Source organism: Acidovorax sp. LjRoot38 (assembly GCF_964252975.1).
GTDB lineage: Bacteria > Pseudomonadota > Gammaproteobacteria > Burkholderiales > Burkholderiaceae_C > Acidovorax > Acidovorax facilis.
In genome coordinates this window covers 546559-565139 of record NZ_CAXUPT020000003.1, presented here as the reverse complement: position 1 = coordinate 565139, position 18581 = coordinate 546559, and the positions used below count along the sequence as shown (strand labels likewise).

Below are 18581 nucleotides of genomic sequence, written 5' to 3'. Positions count from 1 at the left end.
GAGGGGCGCAGCAAAATACCCGCCTGCAGTGGATGCAGGCGATTGGAAGGTTTGTGGCCGTGGCGCGACCGGCTTGGGCTAGCTCAGGGCTGTCGATGCCGCCTTGGTGCGTTGGCTGGTCAGCGGTGCGAGGGATTCACGCAGCCGGTCCCGCACCAGCGGCTGGCCGGGGTTGAGGGCGCCTTCCACATGCCCGATGTGGGCCAGCATGCGTTCGCGGGCCAGCGTGGTGTTGCCTGCTTCCAGCGCTTCGACGATGGCGGCGTGTTCGGCGCACGACTGGCTGGCCGCGTGCTGCGACTGGTACAGCGAGGCCGCCAAAGTGGTGCGCGCCGTGAGGTCGCGCAGGATGTCGCTCAGGCTGCGGTGTCCCATCGCCTCGGCCAGGCAGACGTGGAAGTCTGCGAGCAGAAAGGCGCGTGTGGCGGCATCTGCACCTTCGATGGCCTGCTGTTCTTCGGCGATGTGCGCCCGCAGGCGGCGGGTCACGCTCTGCAGCGGGCGGCCCGCATCGGCCAGGATACCCGACTCGATGATGCGCCGGGCCGAGAACGCATCGCGTGCGTCTTCCACCGTGGGCTCCACCACATACCAGCCCCGGCGTGGCCGCACTTCGACAAAACCACGGGCCTGCAGCTGCATGAGCGCCTCGCGCACCAGGGTACGGCTCACACCGAAGAGGTCGGCCAGTTCCTGCTCGCCCAGGCGCTCGCCGGGTGAGAGCTTTTGCGCAAGGATGGATTCCACCACCTGCTGGGCGATCTGGGTCTGGTTGATGCTCATGCGGCCGATTGTGGCGCTACCGGGGGCGCCATCTCTGGCGAGACCTCGGGGGCCAGCGGCGGCGTGCTGCGGCCGTCCAGCACGGCATGTGCGCGCTCGCGGTCGATGTCGCCCTCCCAGGCCGCGATGGCCACGGTTGCCACGCAGTTGCCAATCAGGTTGCCCAGGGCGCGGGCAATGCCCATGAACCAGTCCACCGACAGCACCAGCACCAGCCCGATGGCGGGGATGGCCGGGATTGCGTGCAGCGTGGCGGCCAGCACCACAATGGCCGAGCCCGGCACACCGTGAGCGCCCTTGGACGTGACCAGCGAGATCGCCAGGATGGTCAGCAGGTCGGCCATCGAGATGGGCGTGTTCGTGGCCTGGGCGATGAACACGGCCGCCAGCGTGATGTAGATCGAGAACGCGTCCAGGTTGAACGAGTAGCCCGTGGGGATCACCAGGCCCACGGTCGAGTCGCGGATGCCCATGTGCTTGAGCTTGGCCATGATCTGCGGCAGCACGCTGTCGGACGACGTGGTGGCAAACACCACGGCCAGCTCCTCGCGCAGGTAGCGCAGCAGCTTGAACAGGCTGAAGCCCGAAAACCGCATGATCAGGCCCAGCACCACCACCACGAAGATGGCCACTGCCGCATAGAACAGCACCACCAGCATGCCCAGCTGCTTGAGCGAGCCAATGCCGTACTTGCCCACCGTGAACGCAATCGCGCCCAGCACACCCAGCGGCGCCAGCTTGATGATCAGGCCCATGGTCTTGAACAGCACGTGCGACAGGTCTTCGATGAGGCTGGTGACGCGCGCGCCGCGCTCTCCCATCAGCGCCAGCGCGCAGCCAAACACAATGGAGAACAGCAGCACCTGCAGCACATCGCCATTGGCGAAGGCGCTCACGGCGGTAGTGGGGATGAGCTTGAGCAAAAAGTCGCTGAAGCCGCCACCCGTGAGCTTGGTGGCGTTGTCTGCATAGGCGCCCATCGCCTTGGGGTCGAGCGCCTTCGGGTCCACATTCATGCCCACACCGGGTTCAAACCAGAACGCGAGCGCCAGGCCCAGCACCAGCGCGATGGTGGTGACCACCTCGAAGTAGATCAGCGACTTGATGCCCACGCGGCCCACACGCTTCAGGTCGCCCGTGCCCGCGATGCCGTGAACCACCACACAAAAGACGATGAGCGGGATCAGCATCTTGATGAGCTTGATGAAACCATCGCCCAGCGGCTTGAGCTGCACGGCCGTGTCGGGCCAGAGCAGCCCTATGGCCACGCCAGCAATCAAGGCCAGGACCACCCGGCCAAACAATGAGTTGAGAAAGCGGAGCATGTGAACCCTTTGGATAGGAAGGCGATACTGTTGGTCAATCTTGCATACAAGAAATGTAGACAACAGTTGCGGGCCAGAACATGGGGTTATCCCGCGCTGCGCGTGGCAACCGCGTCGCCACCGCGTCATGCCGCCGTGGGCTGGGTTGAAGTAGTTTTGACTTCTGCGCACGGTCATGCCCTGGCCGTGCCCGCACAATCGCTCGCGGAGACGACCATTCATGACCACCCCCCCCACCGTGCCAAACCCCATTCGCCAGAGCAGCGAATTCCTCGAATATCTCTACGGTGTTGCCGTGCGCCGCGCGCTGCCGCTGCACAACACCGCAGCCTTTTTGCCCCCGCCGCCCAGCCGCGAAAGCGGAGGCCGCACGCTGGTGCTGGGCGCGGGCAAGGCGGGCGGCGCCATGGCGCAGGCCGTCGAAGCACTGTGGCCTGCGCATGCACCCTTGTCGGGGCTGGTGGTCACGCGCTACCACCACACACCGCCGCGGCCGCAAGGCCTGGCGCAGCGCATCGAAGTGGTCGAGGCCGCCCACCCCGTGCCCGATGCGGCGGGCCTGGCTGCTGCGCAGCGCATCCTGGCGCTGACGCAGGGTCTGACTGAAAACGACCTCGTGCTGTGCCTCATCTCGGGCGGGGGCTCCGCCCTGCTCACGCTCCCGGGCGACGGCCTCACGCTGGAGGACAAGCAGCGCATCAACAAGGCGCTGCTCGAAAGCGGCGCTGCCATCGACGAAATGAACTGTGTGCGCAAGCACCTCTCGCGCATCAAGGGCGGGCGGCTGGCGGCAGCCTGCGCACCTGCGCGGGTGGTCACGCTCACCATCAGCGATGTGCCGGGGGACGACCCTTCGGTCATTGCCAGCGGCCCCACGGTGCCTGACGCCACCACCTGCGCTGATGCGCTGGCGATCCTGGACCGCTACCGCATCGAGGTGCCCACTGCAGTGCGCTCAGCCCTCGAAGCGGGCACGCCGGAAACCCCGAAGCCCGGCGACGCCGTGTTTGCCCACCATGTGGTGCACATGACCGCCACTCCCCAGCAGTCGCTGGAAGCTGCGGCCGAGGCCGCGCGGGCGGCGGGTGTGCAGGCGCACATCTTGTCGGACGAAATCGAAGGCGAATCGCGCGAGGTGGGCAAGGTGCACGCCGCACTGGCGCGGGCCGTGGCGCGGCGTGGTCAGCCCTTCACAAGGCCGTGCGTGATCCTGTCGGGCGGCGAGACGACCGTGACGGTACGCCCACAGCCGCCAGGCACACCCCGGGGGCGGGGTGGCCGCGCGGGCGAGTTCTGCCTGGGCCTGGCGCAGGCGCTGCAGGGGCAGCCGGGTGTGTGGGCGCTGGCCGCAGACACCGACGGCATCGACGGCGTGGAGGACAACGCGGGTGCCCGCGTGGCGCCCGACACGCTGGCGCGGGCCGAGGCGGCGGGCCTGCGCATCGCAGCCCACCTGGACCGCAACGACGCCTATGGCTTCTTTGAGCCCCTGGGGGATCTGGTGGTGACGGGGCCTACCCACACCAACGTAAACGATTTCCGTGCGCTATTAATTTTGTAGCTTCTAGCGCTTGATGGATAAGCGCTAGAGGCTAATTCCCCCCAAGTTCTGCCTGACAGTTCACGCCAGGAGATCGCACAGCGCCCGCGCAATCACCTTGGTCGCACGGCGCAGGTCTTCCAGCTGCAGTCGCTCGTCGGCGCGCTTGGCGTGGGATTCGAGAACCGTACGTGGCCCGGCCCCGTAGATCACGCCGGGGATGCCGCGCTCCACATACAGGCGCACGTCGGTGTACAGCGGCGTGCCCACGGCGGGCACGGGCTCGCCCAGCACGGCCTGGGCGTGTTTCTGGATCGCCTCGACCAGCGGTGCATTGCCCGCCAGCGGGGTCATGGCGTTGGCCAGCAGCAGGCGCTTGATCTCCACGCTGATGCCGGCACGCTCGCCCGCGGCCTGCTCGATGATGCGGCGGATGGCGGCTTCCACTTCCACCGGGTTTTCTTCGGGGATCATGCGGCGGTCGAGCTTGAACATGACCTTGCCGGGTACGACGTTGGTGTTGGTGCCGCCCTCGATGCGGCCCACGTTCAGGTACGGATGCTTGATGCCTTCGACCTTGGACGTGACCTTCCTGTACTCGTCGTTCTGCGCATACAGCGCGTTCAGGATGTGCACAGCGCCCTGCAGCGCGTCCACGCCGGTGTGCGGCACGGCGGCGTGGGCCATCTTGCCGTGCACGGTCACTTCCATCTGCAGGCAGCCGTTGTGGGCGGTGACCACTTCGTAGCTGAAGCCTGCGGCAATCATCAGATCGGGCTTCGTCAGCCCCTTTTGAAGCAGCCATCCGGGGCCCAGCTCGCCGCCAAACTCTTCGTCGTAGGTGAAGTGCAGCTCGACCGCGCCTTTCGTGGGCTTGGCCATGGCTTCCAGGGCGCGCACGGCAAAGGTGAACGATGCAAAGTCGCTCTTGCTCACGGCAGTGGCGCGACCATACATGGCGCCATCCACGATCTCGGCGCCATAGGGGTCGTGCGTCCAGCCTTCGCCGGGGGGCACCACGTCGCCGTGGGCGTTCAGGGCAATGGTTTTGCCGCCGTCGCCCTGCGCACCGTACTTGCGGCGCACGATGAGGTTGGTGATGGACTCCATGCCGTAGGCCAGCACATCGGAAGCGGGCACCGCGTGTTTTTCGGCCTCGTAGCCAAGCTCCTTGAGCAGCTCGGCCGTGCGTTCGGCGTGGGGTGCGTTGTTGCCGGGCGGTGTGTCGGTGGGCACGCGCACCAGGGCCTGCAGAAAGCGCACTTCCTCGTCGAAGTGCTGGTCGATCCAGGCGTCCAGCGCGGCGTAGTTGTTATTCGTTGTCATGGTTGTGGTTCCTCGGCAAGTTGGCGCAGCACCTGGGTGAAGGCGTCCACGGCCAGCTGCATGTCGTTGTTGGTGGTGGATTCGAGCGGGTTGTGGCTGATGCCGGAGTTCTGGCCGCGCACAAAGAGCATGGCCTGGGGCATGATTTCGTGCAGCTTCATCGCGTCGTGCCCCGCGCCGCTGGGCATGCGGAACACGGGCACGCCCAGGGTGTCCACGGCGCGCTCCCACTGGTGCTGCCAGGCGGGCGCACTGGGCGCGGCGGCGGCGCGCATGGATTCTTCCAGGGTGTAGCGCAGGCCACGCCGAGCCGCGATGTGGGCGAGCTGCTCTTTCACATCGCTCACCAGCGCATCGCGCTGGGCATCGGTGGGGGCGCGCAGATCCAGTGAAAACAGGCAACGCCCCGGCACCACGTTGATGGAGCCAGCGGGCACCTGCAGCTGGCCGATGGTGCCCACCGAGTCGCCATCTTGCGCGGCGCGCTGCTCCACATACAGCGCCAGCTCCGCCACGGCCACGGCCGCGTCGCGGCGGCGGTCCATCGGGGTGGTGCCGGCGTGGCTGGCGGTGCCGATCATCTCGCACAGAAAACGCACGCTGCCGTTGATGGAGGTGACCACGCCCAGGGGCAGGTCCAGCTCGTTGAGCACGGGGCCTTGCTCGATGTGGACTTCGATAAAGCCCAGGTACTGCGCCGGGTCGCGCTGCAGCTTGGGGATGTCGTCAATGCACAAGCCTGCATGCTGCATGGCCGCGCGCATGGTTATGCCGTCCACGTCCTTCTGGTCGAGCCAGGCGGGGTTGAAGTCGCCAATGAGCGCGCCCGAGCCCAGGAAGGTGGCCTTGTAGCGCTGGCCTTCCTCTTCGGCAAAACCCACCACCTCGATGCCGAAGGGCAGACGCTTGCCGGAGCGGTGCAACTCGCGCACGCAGGCCATGGGCACGAAGATGCCCAGGCGGCCGTCGTATTTGCCGCCGTTGCGCACGGTGTCGTAGTGGCTGCCGGTCATGAGGTAGCGTGCGCCTGTGGCCGCCGGGTGGTAGCGGCCCACCACGTTGCCCACGGCGTCGATCTCCACCTCGTCAAAGCCGCAGTCGCGCATCCAGTGGCTGATGCGCTGTGCGCAGGCGCGGTGCGCGTCGGTGAGGTAGGTGACGGTGAGCTGGCCTTTTTCGGCAAAGCCCGGGTCGGAGTGTTCTGCCAGTTTTTCCTGCCAGTCCCACACGTCGTTGCCCAGCACGGGCTCGGCGGCGAACTTGTCGTTCAGGCGAATCTCGGCAATGCGGTGGATGTTGCGCAGGGCCTCGGCCAGTTCGAACTCAGGGTGGTTGTCCAGGCGCCGCGCAAAGGTGTCGATGATCTCCCGCTTGGGCAGGCCCGTGCCGCGCGGCCCGCGCACGGCCAGGATGAACGGGAAGCCGAAGCGCTCGTTGTAGGCCGCGTTGAGCTGCTGGATGCGCTCGAACTCCTCGGGCGTGCATTGGGTCAGGCCCGCCGTGCTTTGCTCGTTGGTGGATTCGGCCGTGAGGTTTTTCGCCACCATGGCTTTGCCCGCCAACTCGGGGTGGGCGCGGATCAGGCCCAGCTGGGCGTCCAGCTCGGCGGTGCGCACCACCTGCGCCAGCGCGTGCTTCAGGTGCGCCAGCGTTCGGAAGGGCCGCTGCGCCAGGGCCTGCTCGGCAATCCAGGGCGAGTGTTCGTACAGCCCGTCCAGCAGCGCCAAGGCCTCGGCGGGGCTGGCGGCGTTGAGTTGTTCCAGGGTCAGTGGCATGGTGGGTGCTTCAAAAAAGTGAGCTGCTAGCGCTTATCGGATAAGCGCTGGAGGCCAATTTGGTTCATCAATGTGGCTCACACGGTTGGCGCGGGATGATGCTGCGCCCAGTGGCGCGCAATGTCGATGCGCCGCGCCACCCATACCTTGTCATGCTGTGCGATGTGGTCCAGAAAACGTTGCAGCGCCGTGATGCGGCCGGGGCGGCCCAACAGGCGGCAATGCATGCCGATGCTCATCATCTTGGGGGCGTTGTCACCGTCGGGGTCACCCTCGGCATACAGTGCGTCGAAGGTGTCCTTCATGTACTGAAAGAACGGGTCGGCGTGCGAGTAACCCTGTGGCAGGGCAAAGCGCATGTCGTTGCAGTCCAGCGTGTAGGGCACGATGAGCTGGGGTGCCGTGCTGCCATCCGTTTTGCGCACCTTCATCCAGAAGGGCAGGTCATCGCCGTAGTAGTCGCTGTCGTATTCAAAGCCGCCAAAGTCGGCCACCAGGCGGCGGGTGTTGGGGCTGTCGCGGCCGGTGTACCAGCCCAGGGGTCTCTCACCCGTCATGCGCTGGAGGATGTCCATGGCCTCTTGCATGTGGGCGCGTTCCACCTCTTCAGGGATGTGCTGGTAGTGAATCCACTTGAGGCCGTGGCAGGCGATCTCGTGGCCCAGCTCCACCAAGGCGGCTGTGAGCTCGGGGTGGCGCTGCAGAGCAGTGGACACGCCAAACACCGTGAGCGGCAGGTTGCGCTTTTCAAACTCGCGCAGGATGCGCCACACGCCGGCGCGCGAGCCGTATTCGTAGATGCCCTCCATGCTCATGTGCCGCTCGGGGTAGCTGGCGGGGTTGAACATTTCGGAGAGGAACTGCTCGCTGCCTGCATCGCCATGCAGCACGGCGTTTTCGCCGCCTTCCTCGTAGTTCAGCACAAACTGCACGGCAATGCGCGCACCGCCCGGCCACTGCGCGTGGGGCGGGGTCTTGCCGTAGCCGATGAGGTCGCGGGGGTAGGCTTGGGTGGAGTCGTAGATCATGGGAATGCGGAAAACGTCGGAAGGTCAGGCAGTGATGGGGGCCAGGGCGGCGGCCAGGTCGCTGGCCGGGCGCTTGCGGTCAAAGGTCAGGCTGGCTTCGACATGTTCGAGGTGGCTTTGCATCAGGGCGACGGCGCGTTCTTCGTCGCGCGCGGCCAGGGCTGTAACGATGTCGGCGTGCTCCTCGTGCGAGTGTTCTGCGGCGCTGGCCGACTGGTACATCAGCGTGATCAGGGCGCAGCGCGAGATCAGGTCGCCCAGCATCTGCGCCAGCACCTCGTTGCCCATCAGCTCGGCCATGCGCACATGGAAGTCGCCCAGCAACTCGGTGCGGCTGCTGGCGTCGGCGGTGTCCATGGCGGCCTTCTCGCTGGCCACATGGGTGCGCAGCGCCTTGATCTTGGCGGGGGTTACGCTCTGCACGAAGGCGCGGGTCATCTCGGTCTCCAGCATGCGGCGCACGGCGAACACCTGGCGCGCTTCTTCCACCGAAGGGGTGGACACGAACGCACCGCGCGCGGGCTCCAGCGTGACGAGGCGGTTCTGTGCGAGCTGGAACAGCGCTTGGCGCACCAGCGTGCGCGACACGCCGAAGTGGTCGGCCAGTTTCTGCTCGGCCAATTTGGTGCCTGGCTGCAGGCGGTGCTCCACGATGGCGCGGGTCAGAGCGTCAACAATGGCGCTGGTGGATGAGGATTCCATGGCGGCATGATACGGTGGATGGCGAAAAGTGTATACACTTTTGGTCTACACACTGCGGTCCGGCAATCCTCGCCGATCGGCCGTGGTCCCCACTTCAGGAGATTCCCTATGGGATTGAGCACCCACGTTCTGGACACCATGAACGGCTGCCCCGCCGCTGGCATGGAGGTGGCCCTGTACTCCACCGACGGCGACAACGCCACCCTCATCAAGCGCCTGGTGCTGAACCACGATGGCCGCACCGATGCCCCGCTGTTTGACAACGCCAGCCTGCGCACCGGCACCTACCGGCTGCGGTTTGATGTGGCGGGGTACTTCAAGGCCCGGGGTGTGGAGTTGCCCGAACCCAATTTTCTGAACCAGGTGAGCCTGGACTTCGGCATTGCGCACGCCGACCAGCACTACCACGTGCCCTTGCTGGTGAGCCCGTGGAGCTATTCGACCTACCGTGGGTCGTGAGACGTACTGCTGCGGTGCGTGGCATCGCGTGGCCGTATTTACTGGCGCTGCCCGGACCAGGGATGCCAAGCAAGGGCCGCCCCGCAGCGAGGGCATCGTCCCCTTTCCCGAAGTCGCGGAGCGATTTCGAGAGAAGGGGGAAGCGGCGTAGCCGCTCAGGGGGATGTACCTAATGCTGCCCTTCGGTGAGCGTATCGAGCTGGAAATGCCCGCTTTTGTCCCACAACCAGGTGTCGGTGTAGGTGACCTTGCCCATGCGCGTGGGCGCAGGGAAGGGGGCTGCGGCGCGCACGGTGCGTTCGATTTCGGCCACCACCTCGGGGGCGTGTTTGGGAGCACGCATCCAGCGCAGGCGCGTGACCTTGCCGGCGCGGTCGATATCCACCTCCAGCACACCGATGGCATACAGCATGGGCGGCAGCTTGCCCTTGTACACACGCTGTGCGTTCAGTCCATAGAGGTGGGTGGCGGCGTCTTCGCGGTAGGCGCGGGCCGTGCTGGCGGCAGACGCGCGGGCCGAGCCTGCGGCAGCGGGCACAGGCCCCTTGACGCTGGCGGTGTCCGGGCTGGGCATGGTGCTGTCCTGCGCCGGGGCTGGTGGCTCGGGGGCCGACTTACAGGCCGCCACCAGCGATGCAACGGCGGCCATGAGTCCGGCAAGCAGCCAGGGGCTGCGGTGGCTGGAGGAGCGCTCGGTGGGGGTGGGCGGCATGATGGCTTTTGTGAACTGAACGATGCCCCGTGGGGCGGGCGACCCTTGGTGGCGTGAAGGATCTGGATTGACTGATGTACTTTTGTTGCTGGACGGCCTTGCAGCCGCCCCCGCCTGTCTGGTAAGGGTGGAGTCTACCGAAGGCTCGGCCCCGCGTGAACCCGGCGCGTGGATGGCCGTGTTCGCAGACCGTATCGTGGGCACCATCGGCGGCGGCCATCTGGAGCTGCAGGCGATTGCCGAAGCGCGCCGCCGCCTGGGCGGTGTGCCCGGCCCGGCCCCGGGGCAGCCGCCCATGCGTTTTGCACTGGGCCCGGCGCTGGGGCAATGCTGCGGGGGCGTGGTGTACCTGGGTTTTGAGGTGCTGACCGCAGCCGACCTGGCCCCCGCTGCGGGTCTGCGCGCGCGCCTGTCGCCGCACCAGCACCCCGTGGCACTGTTCGGTGGCGGCCATGTGGGCCACGCGCTGGCGCGGGTGCTGGCGCCGCTGCCGTTTGCGCTGACCTGGATCGACAGCCGCGACGGCATCTTCCCCAGCCCCACGCCCGAGGGCGTGGTCTGCGAACACTCCGAGCCCGTGCAACTGGCTGTGCCCCGCTTGGCGCCGGGCAGCCGCGTGCTGATCATGAGCTTCAGCCATGCCGAAGACCTGGACGTGGTGGCCGCCTGCCTGCGCCGCCAGCGTGAACAGGGCGACCTGCCTTTCATCGGCCTCATAGGCAGTAAGACCAAATGGGCGACGTTTCGCAATCGCCTGAACGGGCGCGGCTTTGCACAGGACGAACTGGCCCAGGTCACCTGCCCCATTGGTATCCCCGGCATTGAGGGCAAGGAGCCCGAAGTGATCGCCGTCGCGGTGGCTGCGCAGCTGCTGCAGACGCTGAAGGGGGCGGGCTGAGGGTAATTCCGGGCCTCCATGCCTCGGATTGGGGCTGGAGTCGGGAACAATTCCTGCATACACTTTTCAACGGATTTGTTGACGGTTTACGGGTCGCAGCGGTGCCCCGGCGGGTTTGCCCGCCAAGGTGCGCGACCAAAATTTCTGCTCAGAGCGCCCGCAGTGGTGAGCAGGTTTGCTGTTTGGCGCTGACGCGCCATCAAGGTTGAGATATGGAAAGCTACTTTCTCGACTGGGCCAACCTGCTGTTGCGCTGGGTCCACGTCATCACCGCCATCGCCTGGATTGGCTCGTCGTTCTACTTCGTCTTCCTCGACAGCAGCCTCACGCCGCCTGAGGACGACGACCTCAAGAAACAGGGCGTGAGCGGCGAACTCTGGGCCGTGCACGGCGGCGGGTTCTACCACCCGGTCAAGTTCGCCGTGTCGCCGCCCAAGCTGCCCGGCCACCTCCACTGGTTCTTCTGGGAAAGCTACAGCACCTGGATCAGCGGCTTTGCGCTGTTCACCGTGTCGTACCTCTACAGCGCCAGCACCTACCTCATCGACAAGTCGAAGATGGACTGGGCGCCTGTCACGGCCATCGTGGTGGCGCTCGCGTTCTTCGTCGTGTTCTGGCTGCTGTACGACGCGATCTGCCGCATCTTTGGCCAGAGGAAGAACGGCGACGCCATCGTGGGTGCGCTCGTCTTCGTGCTGGTGTGCATCGCCTCGTGGCTGGCCTGCCACTGGTTTGCTGGCCGCGCAGCCTTCTTGCTGGTGGGCGCGATGATCGCCACGGCCATGAGTGCCAACGTTTTCTTTTGGATCATCCCCGGCCAGCGCACCGTGATCGCACAGATCAAGGCGGGCGAACCGGTGGACCCGATCCACGGCAAGCGCGGCAAACAGCGCAGCGTGCACAACACCTACTTCACGCTGCCGGTGCTGTTTGCCATGCTGAGCAACCACTACAGCTTTACCTGGAGCCACCCGCAAAACTGGCTGGTGCTGATCCTGATGATGTTTGCGGGCGCCGCCATCCGCCAGTTCTTTGTGATGCGCCACGGCTACAAGCTGGGCCGCAACGGCAACCCGCTGCCCTATGCGCTGGTGGGCGTGGCCGTCATCGTCGGCGCCATCGTGTGGATGCGCCCCGCGCCCATGGCTGCTGTCAGTGGTGCTCCTGTTTCAGGAGCTGCTAGCGCAATTGCAGCAAGCGCTAGCGGCCAAAATGACTACAAGTCGGTGCAAGCCGTGCTGGAGCAACGCTGCTACCTGTGCCACGGCGAGGCGGTGCAGATGAAGAACCTGCGGCTCGATTCACCCGACAGCGTCAAGCAACACGCCCAGGCGATTTACCAGCAAGTGGTGGTGCAAAAACTCATGCCCATGAACAACGCCACGCAGATCACCGACGCGGAGCGGGCACTGATTGGGCGGTGGTTTGAGGCGGGGGCGCCTACAGGGCCTTGAGGGTTGTGGAGGAGGCGTCCAATTGCACTCCAGCGAAGCCGTGCAGACTCCTAGCCCTTGACGACGGTGGCGTCGATCTCCACCACCTGCCCCGGGTATCCCAGGCGGGCGACGCCCAAGAGCGTTGCCGGAGGCACTTGCCCGCCAAAGTGCTCGGTCACGGCACCCCAAGCCGCTGAAAGGTCGGCCTGTTCGCCAACGACGTAGACAACAAGGCGGCGAATGTCTGGCGCGGCAAACCCGTGAACAGCCAGAACCTTGCTCAGATTCTCCAAACACTGCGATGCCTGGGCGCACGGATCTCCGGGCGCCTTGATCGAGCCATCGGGAGCTTGTGGCACCTGGCCTGCAAGGAAGAGCTGATTCCCCACGCGCTGCGCGTATTGATAGTTCGGCGTGCTTGGCAGGCCTGAGGCGATTTCGGCTTCGTTCATGGGTGCTGCAGAGGGAGATGTGGCGCGAGTTCTTTTGTGACGCCTAGCGTTTGGCATGAGGTTTAGGCCTCGTCATTGCAGGTGATCAGTCATGGGCCTGATGCTCAAGTTGGTACCACTGCTCACCCTCTGGCACCCGGTTGGACACCAGACTGACAGAGAACTTTGCAGCTGACCGCAGTATCGGTTGGGGTCGCGGACTGGTCCGCGAGCTGAAGTCGCCATTCCACCGCCGATGATGCTCCACATGCACGACTTTGGAGTTTGATCGGAAGACCAGGACGAATTCGCCCTCATTCACTTCGGCAGGCAGCGTTATGCGGCACTTGAGCCAGCCAAGTTGCAACGCCTGGCAGTTGCTCTCGCGGGTAGAGTACGGGCCAAAGGTGAACAGTTCACTCCAGTACAGTGGGAGTACGTTTGCCAGATCTACCTCGTGGACCTTCTCGGATCGAACCAACTTTCCGAGGGCTGTGCTGAACTCACCTGCTGGCTCTGCAGTGGAATAGGCGACAGGTATTGCGAGGACGCTCGCAATCGCGATGGCTCTTGCGAAATTCAGGATGGGTCGCATGGAGGTCTAACGTGATGCACCCTGCAAACCTAGCGAAATAAGCTGGGCAGTGCGGGGTCTTCTGGACACGGAATGCTTATGGAAATGGCTTGCAGCCTCGGACTGCCGAAGATACCCAGATAAAGAAATTCCGCGAAATACGGCATTCCTCAGCCGGGCAAACTATAGCCTGCGAGATCGAACGGCAGAGTGACTGAGACTCCGGTTTGAGCTACGCACGGAAACCATGAACCGATGGGGCGGTGCCCATAGGCACGCTTGGAACCGAAGCGGACTGGCTTGCGGCGTGAATCGCCCAGCCCCAATACGCGACGGAAACTACGCTGCTCCCTCCACCCCCTATGCCGCCAGCACATCCTGCAACGCCCGCGCAGCCGCCAGTGCGCCCAGGCTCGACTCGGTAAACCCACCATGCAGCACTACCCCGGTCGCTGCCTGCTTGGCCTCATGTTTAGCCACGGCCGCCAGGTTGGCCACTTCCTCGGCATGCCGAAAACGCCCGGGGGTGATGCGCACCGCACCAATGGCCAGCGTGGTACACGGAAAGAACCGTGGCACCCCATGCCGGTCTTCGGCCTGGATGCCACCGGCGCGCCGGGCCTCGTCGTCAAACAGCGTGAGCGCTTCGCGGGCAAAGGCGTCCACGATGTTCTTGCAGCGCTGCAGCCAGTTGCTGCTCTGAAAGATCAGCATGAAATCGTCCCCACCCACATGGCCCACAAAGTCGCGCCGCGCGTCGCAGTGCGCTGTGGCCAGGCGGGCGACGAGGCGGATCATCTGGTCGCCGCGCCAGTAGCCGTAGTGGTCGTTGAAGGGCTTGAAGTTGTTCAGGTCTGCATAACACGCCACGAACTCGGTGTGGTGGTCCAGCAGGCGCTGCATGTGCAGGCTGATGGGGATGTTGCCGGGCAGAAAGGTCAGTGGGTTGGCATGGCGCGCGGCTTCGATGCGGGTTTCTGTCACGGCGCGCACCAGTTGGTCGCCCGTGCCCAGGCCTAGGTAGCGGCCGTTGTCGGTGACGATGTAGCCGTCGTTCAGATACCGCTGGTCCTGCGAGGTGAGGATGCCCACGAGCTGGTCCACGTCACAGTCCAGCTCGACCACGCGCGGTGCCTGGTTGGCAAACGCCAGGCACGATTTGCGGCCATGCACCTCGCGAAAGTACAGCGTGGCGTAGTGGTTCATGAACTGCTGGCGGTTGATGAGCGCCACGGGGCGCGTGCCGTCCACCACGGCCAGCGCGTGCAGGTCGGTGCGCTCATGGAACATGGCGGCCACTGCATCGTTGCTGGTGGCGGGCGCGGCGGTGGGCGCCTGCACCACCAGCAGGCTGCGCAGGATGCCCGGGCGTGCGGTCTGGCCCAGGTGCGGCAGCACAGCCACGCGGCGGTCCTGCATCACTTCCTGTGCCGGGCTCTCCACGGCCTCACGCGGGGCCTTGGCAGGGCGGCCCAGCAGCCAGCCCTGGCCGTAAGGAACGTCCAGGTCCCGCAGTGCGCGCAGGTCGTCGCGTGTCTCGATGCCTTCGGCAATCAGCTTGGTGCCAAACATATGGGCTATGCCCTTGATGGCCTGCAGCATCTGCAGGTTTTCGGGCTGGTTGCTGATGTCGCGGATGAAGTATTTGTCGATCTTCACGAAGTCGGGCTTCACCTCGGACCACAGCCGCAGGCTGGAGCGGCCGTCGCCAAAGTCGTCCAGCGCCAGCCGCGCGCCGCAGGCGTGCACCGCCTTGATGGCCTGGCGCAGCTGGGGCATGTCGGTCACGCGCTCGTGCTCGGTGATTTCCAGCACCAGAAGGCGGGCGCTCACGCCAAAGCTGCGCACGGCCTCGCCCAGCATCGGCGCGCCCACCAGGGCCACCCCGTGCACCAGCGCGTCGGCGCTGATGTTCACAAACAGGCGGCCCGGCGCCTTCTGAACGCGCCACTGCTGCAAGGCGGTGAACACGCACAGCAGCTCGAAGTCCTGAAGGATGTGCTCGCGCCGCGCCAGCTCCAGCAAGGCATCGGGCGTGTGCAAAGGGGTGCCCTCGGGGCCCCGGATCAGGGCTTCGTGGGCATACACGCTGCCCTCGCGCAGATCGGCCAGGGGCTGAAACACGCAGTGCAGGCCCCCTTCGCGCATGAGTTGTGCCAGAGGGCCCTTGCCATGGCGCGCAGCCGGGGACAGCAAGGCCATCATCGCCTCCAGTCGGCTCCAAAGGGGGTTGTGCGTCACGGTAGATGGGGGGGCTCTGAGCAAGGAGCCCACGATATCGGCCGGGTGTGACAACCTTGTTACACACTGTTTCCGTCAGGTGGCAGGCCATTCCCTGGGGTGGACGTTGGGGGGCATGCAGGTTGTTCATGCGTTGGCTCAACCCTGGCGCAGCGGCAGGGCTGCCGCGAGGGTTCGGTTTGATCTTGCTCAATGCCCAGCGGTCCGGGGCGCGGCACAGTCCGTCCCATGCTGCCCTCTACCTATTTCTCACTGCCCGCCGAAACCGAGGTGATTGCCGCCGGTGAAGTGCTGCGCAGGCGCAACGAGGTGCTGACGTCTGTGCTGCACCTCGAAAGTGGCCGCGTGCTGCGCGGTGTGCTCGACGATGGCTACCTGCGCCACCAGTTGGGGGCCGTGGAAGGGCCGTTCTGGCTCGATGCCGCGTCGGCCCTGATGGGCATGCCGCTGCCGGTGGACATGGTGGCCGATACACGTGTGCAGGTGCGCCGCCTTCCCATCGAGGAGTTTCGCCGCAGCCTTGCAGAAATGCCGGCGGGTGCACGGGGCCTGTTGCTCGACATGGCTCAGGGCTACCGCCAGCAGTCCGAGCTGGCCGTGAGCCGCCTCGCGCAGGATGCCGAATCGCGCTGCGCGCAGTGGTTGCTCAACCACGCCCAGCCCGACCACAGCGGCACCATGCAGGTCACGCTGCACCAGCGCAAGCGCCTGATTGCGGCGCAGTTGGGTATCGCCCCCGAAACCTTCTCGCGCGTGCTGCGCCATCTGCGGGAACTGGGACTGATCCATGGCACGGGCAATGTGCTGAACCTGCCTCAGCCCCGGGCGCTGCAGTCGATGGCGGGTTGCTGAACTGAACCCAGCGTGGGTGGTTTTGGCGCCGCGCGAAAAATAGCGCGCACCGCTTCTGCTACTGGCGCGCCGCCAGCGAGCGCACCCGTGGAACTGGCTTTGCCGGGCCCCTGGGTGCGTCCCCCTCCGGGGGAAGCCGCGCAGCGGCTCAGGGGGGCTTCCTCGTCAGGGTTTGTCCTTGGGTTTCACTGAGGGTTCTACCCAAGCCCTGGGCTGCAGGGGCTGCGTATATTTGTTGGGACCTGTCCGGTTTGACCTGTCCCCATGCCCAACGCCACCCCTTTGCGCCCATCGGGCGCCCCCTGCGCGGAGTGTCCATGACGCCCCCGACCCACCCTGCGCCGCCACAGGACGCGCCGGGCTGGTCAATGCCCGGTCCGCTGGTGTTGCGGCTGGTGCTGGTGGCGGTGCTGGCCGTGGGGCTGTCGGGGGCGGTGTCGGCGTGGCTGGTTACGCGGGCCTCCGGGCAAGAGGCCATGCGGCGGGTGGTGAGCCAGCAGACCGATGAGGTCGAGGTGGTGGCCCGCCTGCTGGCCAGCAAGATCGAGCAAAGCCAGAAGGTGTTGCGCACGGTGGCTGCTGGTATTACGCCCGCCATGCTCGAATCACCCTCGGCCCTCGAATGGCTGCTCCAGCAGGGCCTGCCCGCCGTGCAGTTCTTTGATGCGATGCAGGTCGCCCGCGACAATGGAGAACTGCGGCTGAACTTGCGTGGGGGGCGGCTGGACAAGGCCTCCAACCTGGACCCCGCCGAGCGCGATGCGCTGCGCCGCACGCTCATCGACGGCAAGCCGCTGGTGTCCGAGCTGATTGCCGGGCGCACCAGCGACGCGCGTGTGATGTTCACCATGCCGCTGCACCGCGAAGACGGCACTGTGCTGGGTGTGGTGGCGGGTGCGTTGCGCCTGCAATCGCAGGGCCTGCTGCCGCCGTCCATGACGCTGCCCGCGCGCGATGATTCTCGGCTGCTGGTGTTTACGCGCGACGGCACCATCCTCTCGCACTCGGACCCGACCCGCATCATGGGCAAGGTGAGCGACGAGACGGGCCTGGCGCCCGTCTACAGCCGCTGGCTGGAGCAGGCCCAGCCAGTGGTAGGGCGGGGCACGACCCATCTTGAAGACCAGCACATCGTCAGCATGGCGGGCATGCCGCTGCCGCAATGGATCGTGGCGCGGGTCAGCCCCTCGCAGGCGCTGCTGGCGCCACTGCAGGGCGCACAGCGCGAAGCCTGGTGGCTGGCCGCCGCCAGCATGGCGCTGTGCATGCTGCTCGTGGCCGGGCTGATGGCCTGGATGGCGCAGCCGCTGGCGCAGCTCACGCACAGTGCCCGCCAGCTGCTGCGGCGCAGCACGCGTGCTGGCCTGCCGCAAGGCACCGTCGTCTGGCCACGTGCGGGGGGTGAAGTGGGCGAACTGGTGCAAATGTTCCAGGGCATGGTGCAGCAGGGCAGCCTGCAGCAGCAGCACAAGGCCACGCTGGACGGGCAGTTCCAGGCCGTGCTCGACAGTGCCTCCGTGGGCATCGTCATCTCGCGCCACGGCATCCTGGAGGTGGTGAGCCGGCAGGCCTGCCTGATGCTGGGCTACACCGAGGGCGAACTGCAGGGCCATCCGGCGCGCACCCTGTATGCCAACGATGCCGAATACGGCCGCATTGGCGAGCGTGTGCAGGCCGAGTTCGCCGCACATGGCGCCTTCGATGGCGATGTCTGCTTCATGCGCAAGGATGGCACCCCCGTGTGGGCCCGCGTGCAGGGCCGTGGTGTGCGGCCCGACGAGATGGCGGGCGGCACCGTCTGGATTCTGGAGGACATCACCGCTGCACGCGAGGCACAGATGCAGCAGGCGTGGGAGCGCACGCACGATGCCCTGACCCAGCTTTACAACCGCAATGCGTTTGACGAGCGCCTGGGCCTGCTGCTGGCCGAACGCTCGATGCGCCCGCGCGCACCGGATGCAGACAGCAGCGAAGCAGCCGGGGACGGCGTGGTGCTGTTTCTGGATCTGGACCACTTCACCGTGGTCAATGACATTGCCGGGCATGACGCGGGCGACGATGTGCTGCGCCACGTGGCCCGCTTGCTCGAATCCCAGGTGCGCCAGATCGGCTGGGCCGCGCGGCTGGGCGGCGACGAGTTTGCGGTGGTGCTGCCCGGATGCGCGCTGGCACGGGGCCAGGCGGTGGCGGAGCAGCTGCGCGCCTCGGTACAGGCGTGGGAGCCTTCGTACCAGGGGCGCAGCTTCACGCTGGGGGTGAGCATCGGGTTGGTGGTGCTGGATGCGAGTCTGCAGGATGTGCCGTCGGTGCTGTATGCGGCCGACATGGCGTGCTACGACGCCAAGCGCGCGGGGCGCAACCGGGTGGAGACGCGCCATGCGAGCCAGGCGACGGCGTCGGGGCGGATGGCGCTGGGAGCGGCGTGAGCAGACTCCAAAAGATTTTGGGGTGTAGCGCTGGCTGGTAATGCGCTGACAGCTATCTTTTTTGAAGTCTATG

General features: G+C 66.0%; 16 protein-coding genes. 6 read left to right on the top strand and 10 right to left on the bottom strand.

What is annotated here, in order from left to right; all coding sequences use genetic code 11:
* Window positions 1–78 precede the first annotated feature (78 nt).
* The gene (locus ACSQ22_RS07730; RefSeq protein ID WP_055394866.1) at window positions 79–783 is read right to left on the bottom strand and encodes a GntR family transcriptional regulator; all 705 of its coding nucleotides are present in this window, start codon (window positions 781–783) and stop codon (window positions 79–81) included.
* On the bottom strand, window positions 780–2108 hold the full coding sequence (locus tag ACSQ22_RS07725; protein ID WP_436129928.1) for a C4-dicarboxylate transporter DctA: 1329 nt from the start codon (window positions 2106–2108) through the stop codon (window positions 780–782). The genes ACSQ22_RS07730 and ACSQ22_RS07725 overlap by 4 nt, the downstream gene beginning before the upstream one ends.
* A gap of 220 nt (window positions 2109–2328) precedes the next feature.
* Between ACSQ22_RS07725 and ACSQ22_RS07720 the strand changes: the two genes are divergently transcribed.
* Window positions 2329–3669, top strand: coding sequence for a glycerate kinase type-2 family protein (locus tag ACSQ22_RS07720; RefSeq protein WP_436129927.1), 1341 nt, complete (start codon window positions 2329–2331; stop codon window positions 3667–3669).
* A 60-nt stretch (window positions 3670–3729) separates the two neighbouring features.
* On the opposite strand, the gene ACSQ22_RS07715 is transcribed toward ACSQ22_RS07720, so the two are convergent.
* From ACSQ22_RS07715 to ACSQ22_RS07700, 4 genes are all read right to left on the bottom strand, one after another.
* Window positions 3730–4974 carry a M20 family metallopeptidase gene (locus tag ACSQ22_RS07715; protein ID WP_436129926.1) on the bottom strand — a complete coding sequence of 415 codons (1245 nt, stop codon included), beginning with the start codon at window positions 4972–4974 and terminating at the stop codon, window positions 3730–3732.
* On the bottom strand, window positions 4971–6749 hold the full coding sequence (gene uraD, locus ACSQ22_RS07710) for a 2-oxo-4-hydroxy-4-carboxy-5-ureidoimidazoline decarboxylase (RefSeq protein WP_436129925.1): 1779 nt from the start codon (window positions 6747–6749) through the stop codon (window positions 4971–4973). Before uraD ends, ACSQ22_RS07715 begins: the two co-directional genes overlap by 4 nt.
* A gap of 77 nt (window positions 6750–6826) precedes the next feature.
* Entirely contained in the window at window positions 6827–7777 is a 951-nt protein-coding gene (puuE, locus tag ACSQ22_RS07705; protein ID WP_431150315.1) for an allantoinase PuuE, read from the bottom strand.
* Window positions 7778–7801: 24 nt separating this feature from the next.
* Entirely contained in the window at window positions 7802–8479 is a 678-nt protein-coding gene (locus ACSQ22_RS07700; RefSeq protein ID WP_055394876.1) for a GntR family transcriptional regulator, read from the bottom strand.
* A gap of 108 nt (window positions 8480–8587) precedes the next feature.
* On the opposite strand from ACSQ22_RS07700, the gene uraH reads away from it, so the two are divergent.
* Window positions 8588–8938 carry a hydroxyisourate hydrolase gene (gene uraH / locus ACSQ22_RS07695; RefSeq protein WP_055394878.1) on the top strand — a complete coding sequence of 117 codons (351 nt, stop codon included), beginning with the start codon at window positions 8588–8590 and terminating at the stop codon, window positions 8936–8938.
* A 169-nt stretch (window positions 8939–9107) separates the two neighbouring features.
* Here the strand turns inward: uraH and ACSQ22_RS07690 are convergent, their stop codons facing one another.
* The gene (locus tag ACSQ22_RS07690) at window positions 9108–9650 is read right to left on the bottom strand and encodes an energy transducer TonB (protein WP_431150312.1); all 543 of its coding nucleotides are present in this window, start codon (window positions 9648–9650) and stop codon (window positions 9108–9110) included.
* A 67-nt stretch (window positions 9651–9717) separates the two neighbouring features.
* Here ACSQ22_RS07690 and xdhC point away from each other — a divergent pair, with 67 nt between their 5' ends.
* Both xdhC and ACSQ22_RS07680 read left to right on the top strand, forming a co-directional pair.
* Window positions 9718–10548 (top strand): xanthine dehydrogenase accessory protein XdhC, encoded by an 831-nt coding sequence (xdhC, locus tag ACSQ22_RS07685; RefSeq protein WP_431150310.1) that lies wholly within the window; start codon window positions 9718–9720, stop codon window positions 10546–10548.
* Between the two features lie 212 nt (window positions 10549–10760).
* Window positions 10761–12002 carry a urate hydroxylase PuuD gene (locus ACSQ22_RS07680; protein ID WP_436129924.1) on the top strand — a complete coding sequence of 414 codons (1242 nt, stop codon included), beginning with the start codon at window positions 10761–10763 and terminating at the stop codon, window positions 12000–12002.
* Between the two features lie 50 nt (window positions 12003–12052).
* On the opposite strand, the gene ACSQ22_RS07675 is transcribed toward ACSQ22_RS07680, so the two are convergent.
* From ACSQ22_RS07675 to ACSQ22_RS07665, 3 genes are all read right to left on the bottom strand, one after another.
* A complete protein-coding gene (locus ACSQ22_RS07675) occupies window positions 12053–12436 on the bottom strand; it encodes a RidA family protein (RefSeq protein WP_436129923.1) in 384 nt (127 codons plus the stop codon).
* 85 nt (window positions 12437–12521) lie between these two features.
* Window positions 12522–13010, bottom strand: coding sequence for a hypothetical protein (locus ACSQ22_RS07670; protein WP_436129922.1), 489 nt, complete (start codon window positions 13008–13010; stop codon window positions 12522–12524).
* A 339-nt stretch (window positions 13011–13349) separates the two neighbouring features.
* On the bottom strand, window positions 13350–15194 hold the full coding sequence (locus ACSQ22_RS07665; protein ID WP_436129939.1) for an EAL domain-containing protein: 1845 nt from the start codon (window positions 15192–15194) through the stop codon (window positions 13350–13352).
* 264 nt (window positions 15195–15458) lie between these two features.
* Here ACSQ22_RS07665 and ACSQ22_RS07660 point away from each other — a divergent pair, with 264 nt between their 5' ends.
* Entirely contained in the window at window positions 15459–16082 is a 624-nt protein-coding gene (locus ACSQ22_RS07660; RefSeq protein WP_055401449.1) for a Crp/Fnr family transcriptional regulator, read from the top strand.
* Between the two features lie 317 nt (window positions 16083–16399).
* On the top strand, window positions 16400–18508 hold the full coding sequence (locus tag ACSQ22_RS07655; protein ID WP_436129921.1) for a diguanylate cyclase domain-containing protein: 2109 nt from the start codon (window positions 16400–16402) through the stop codon (window positions 18506–18508).
* The last annotated feature ends 73 nt before the right edge of the window (window positions 18509–18581 follow it).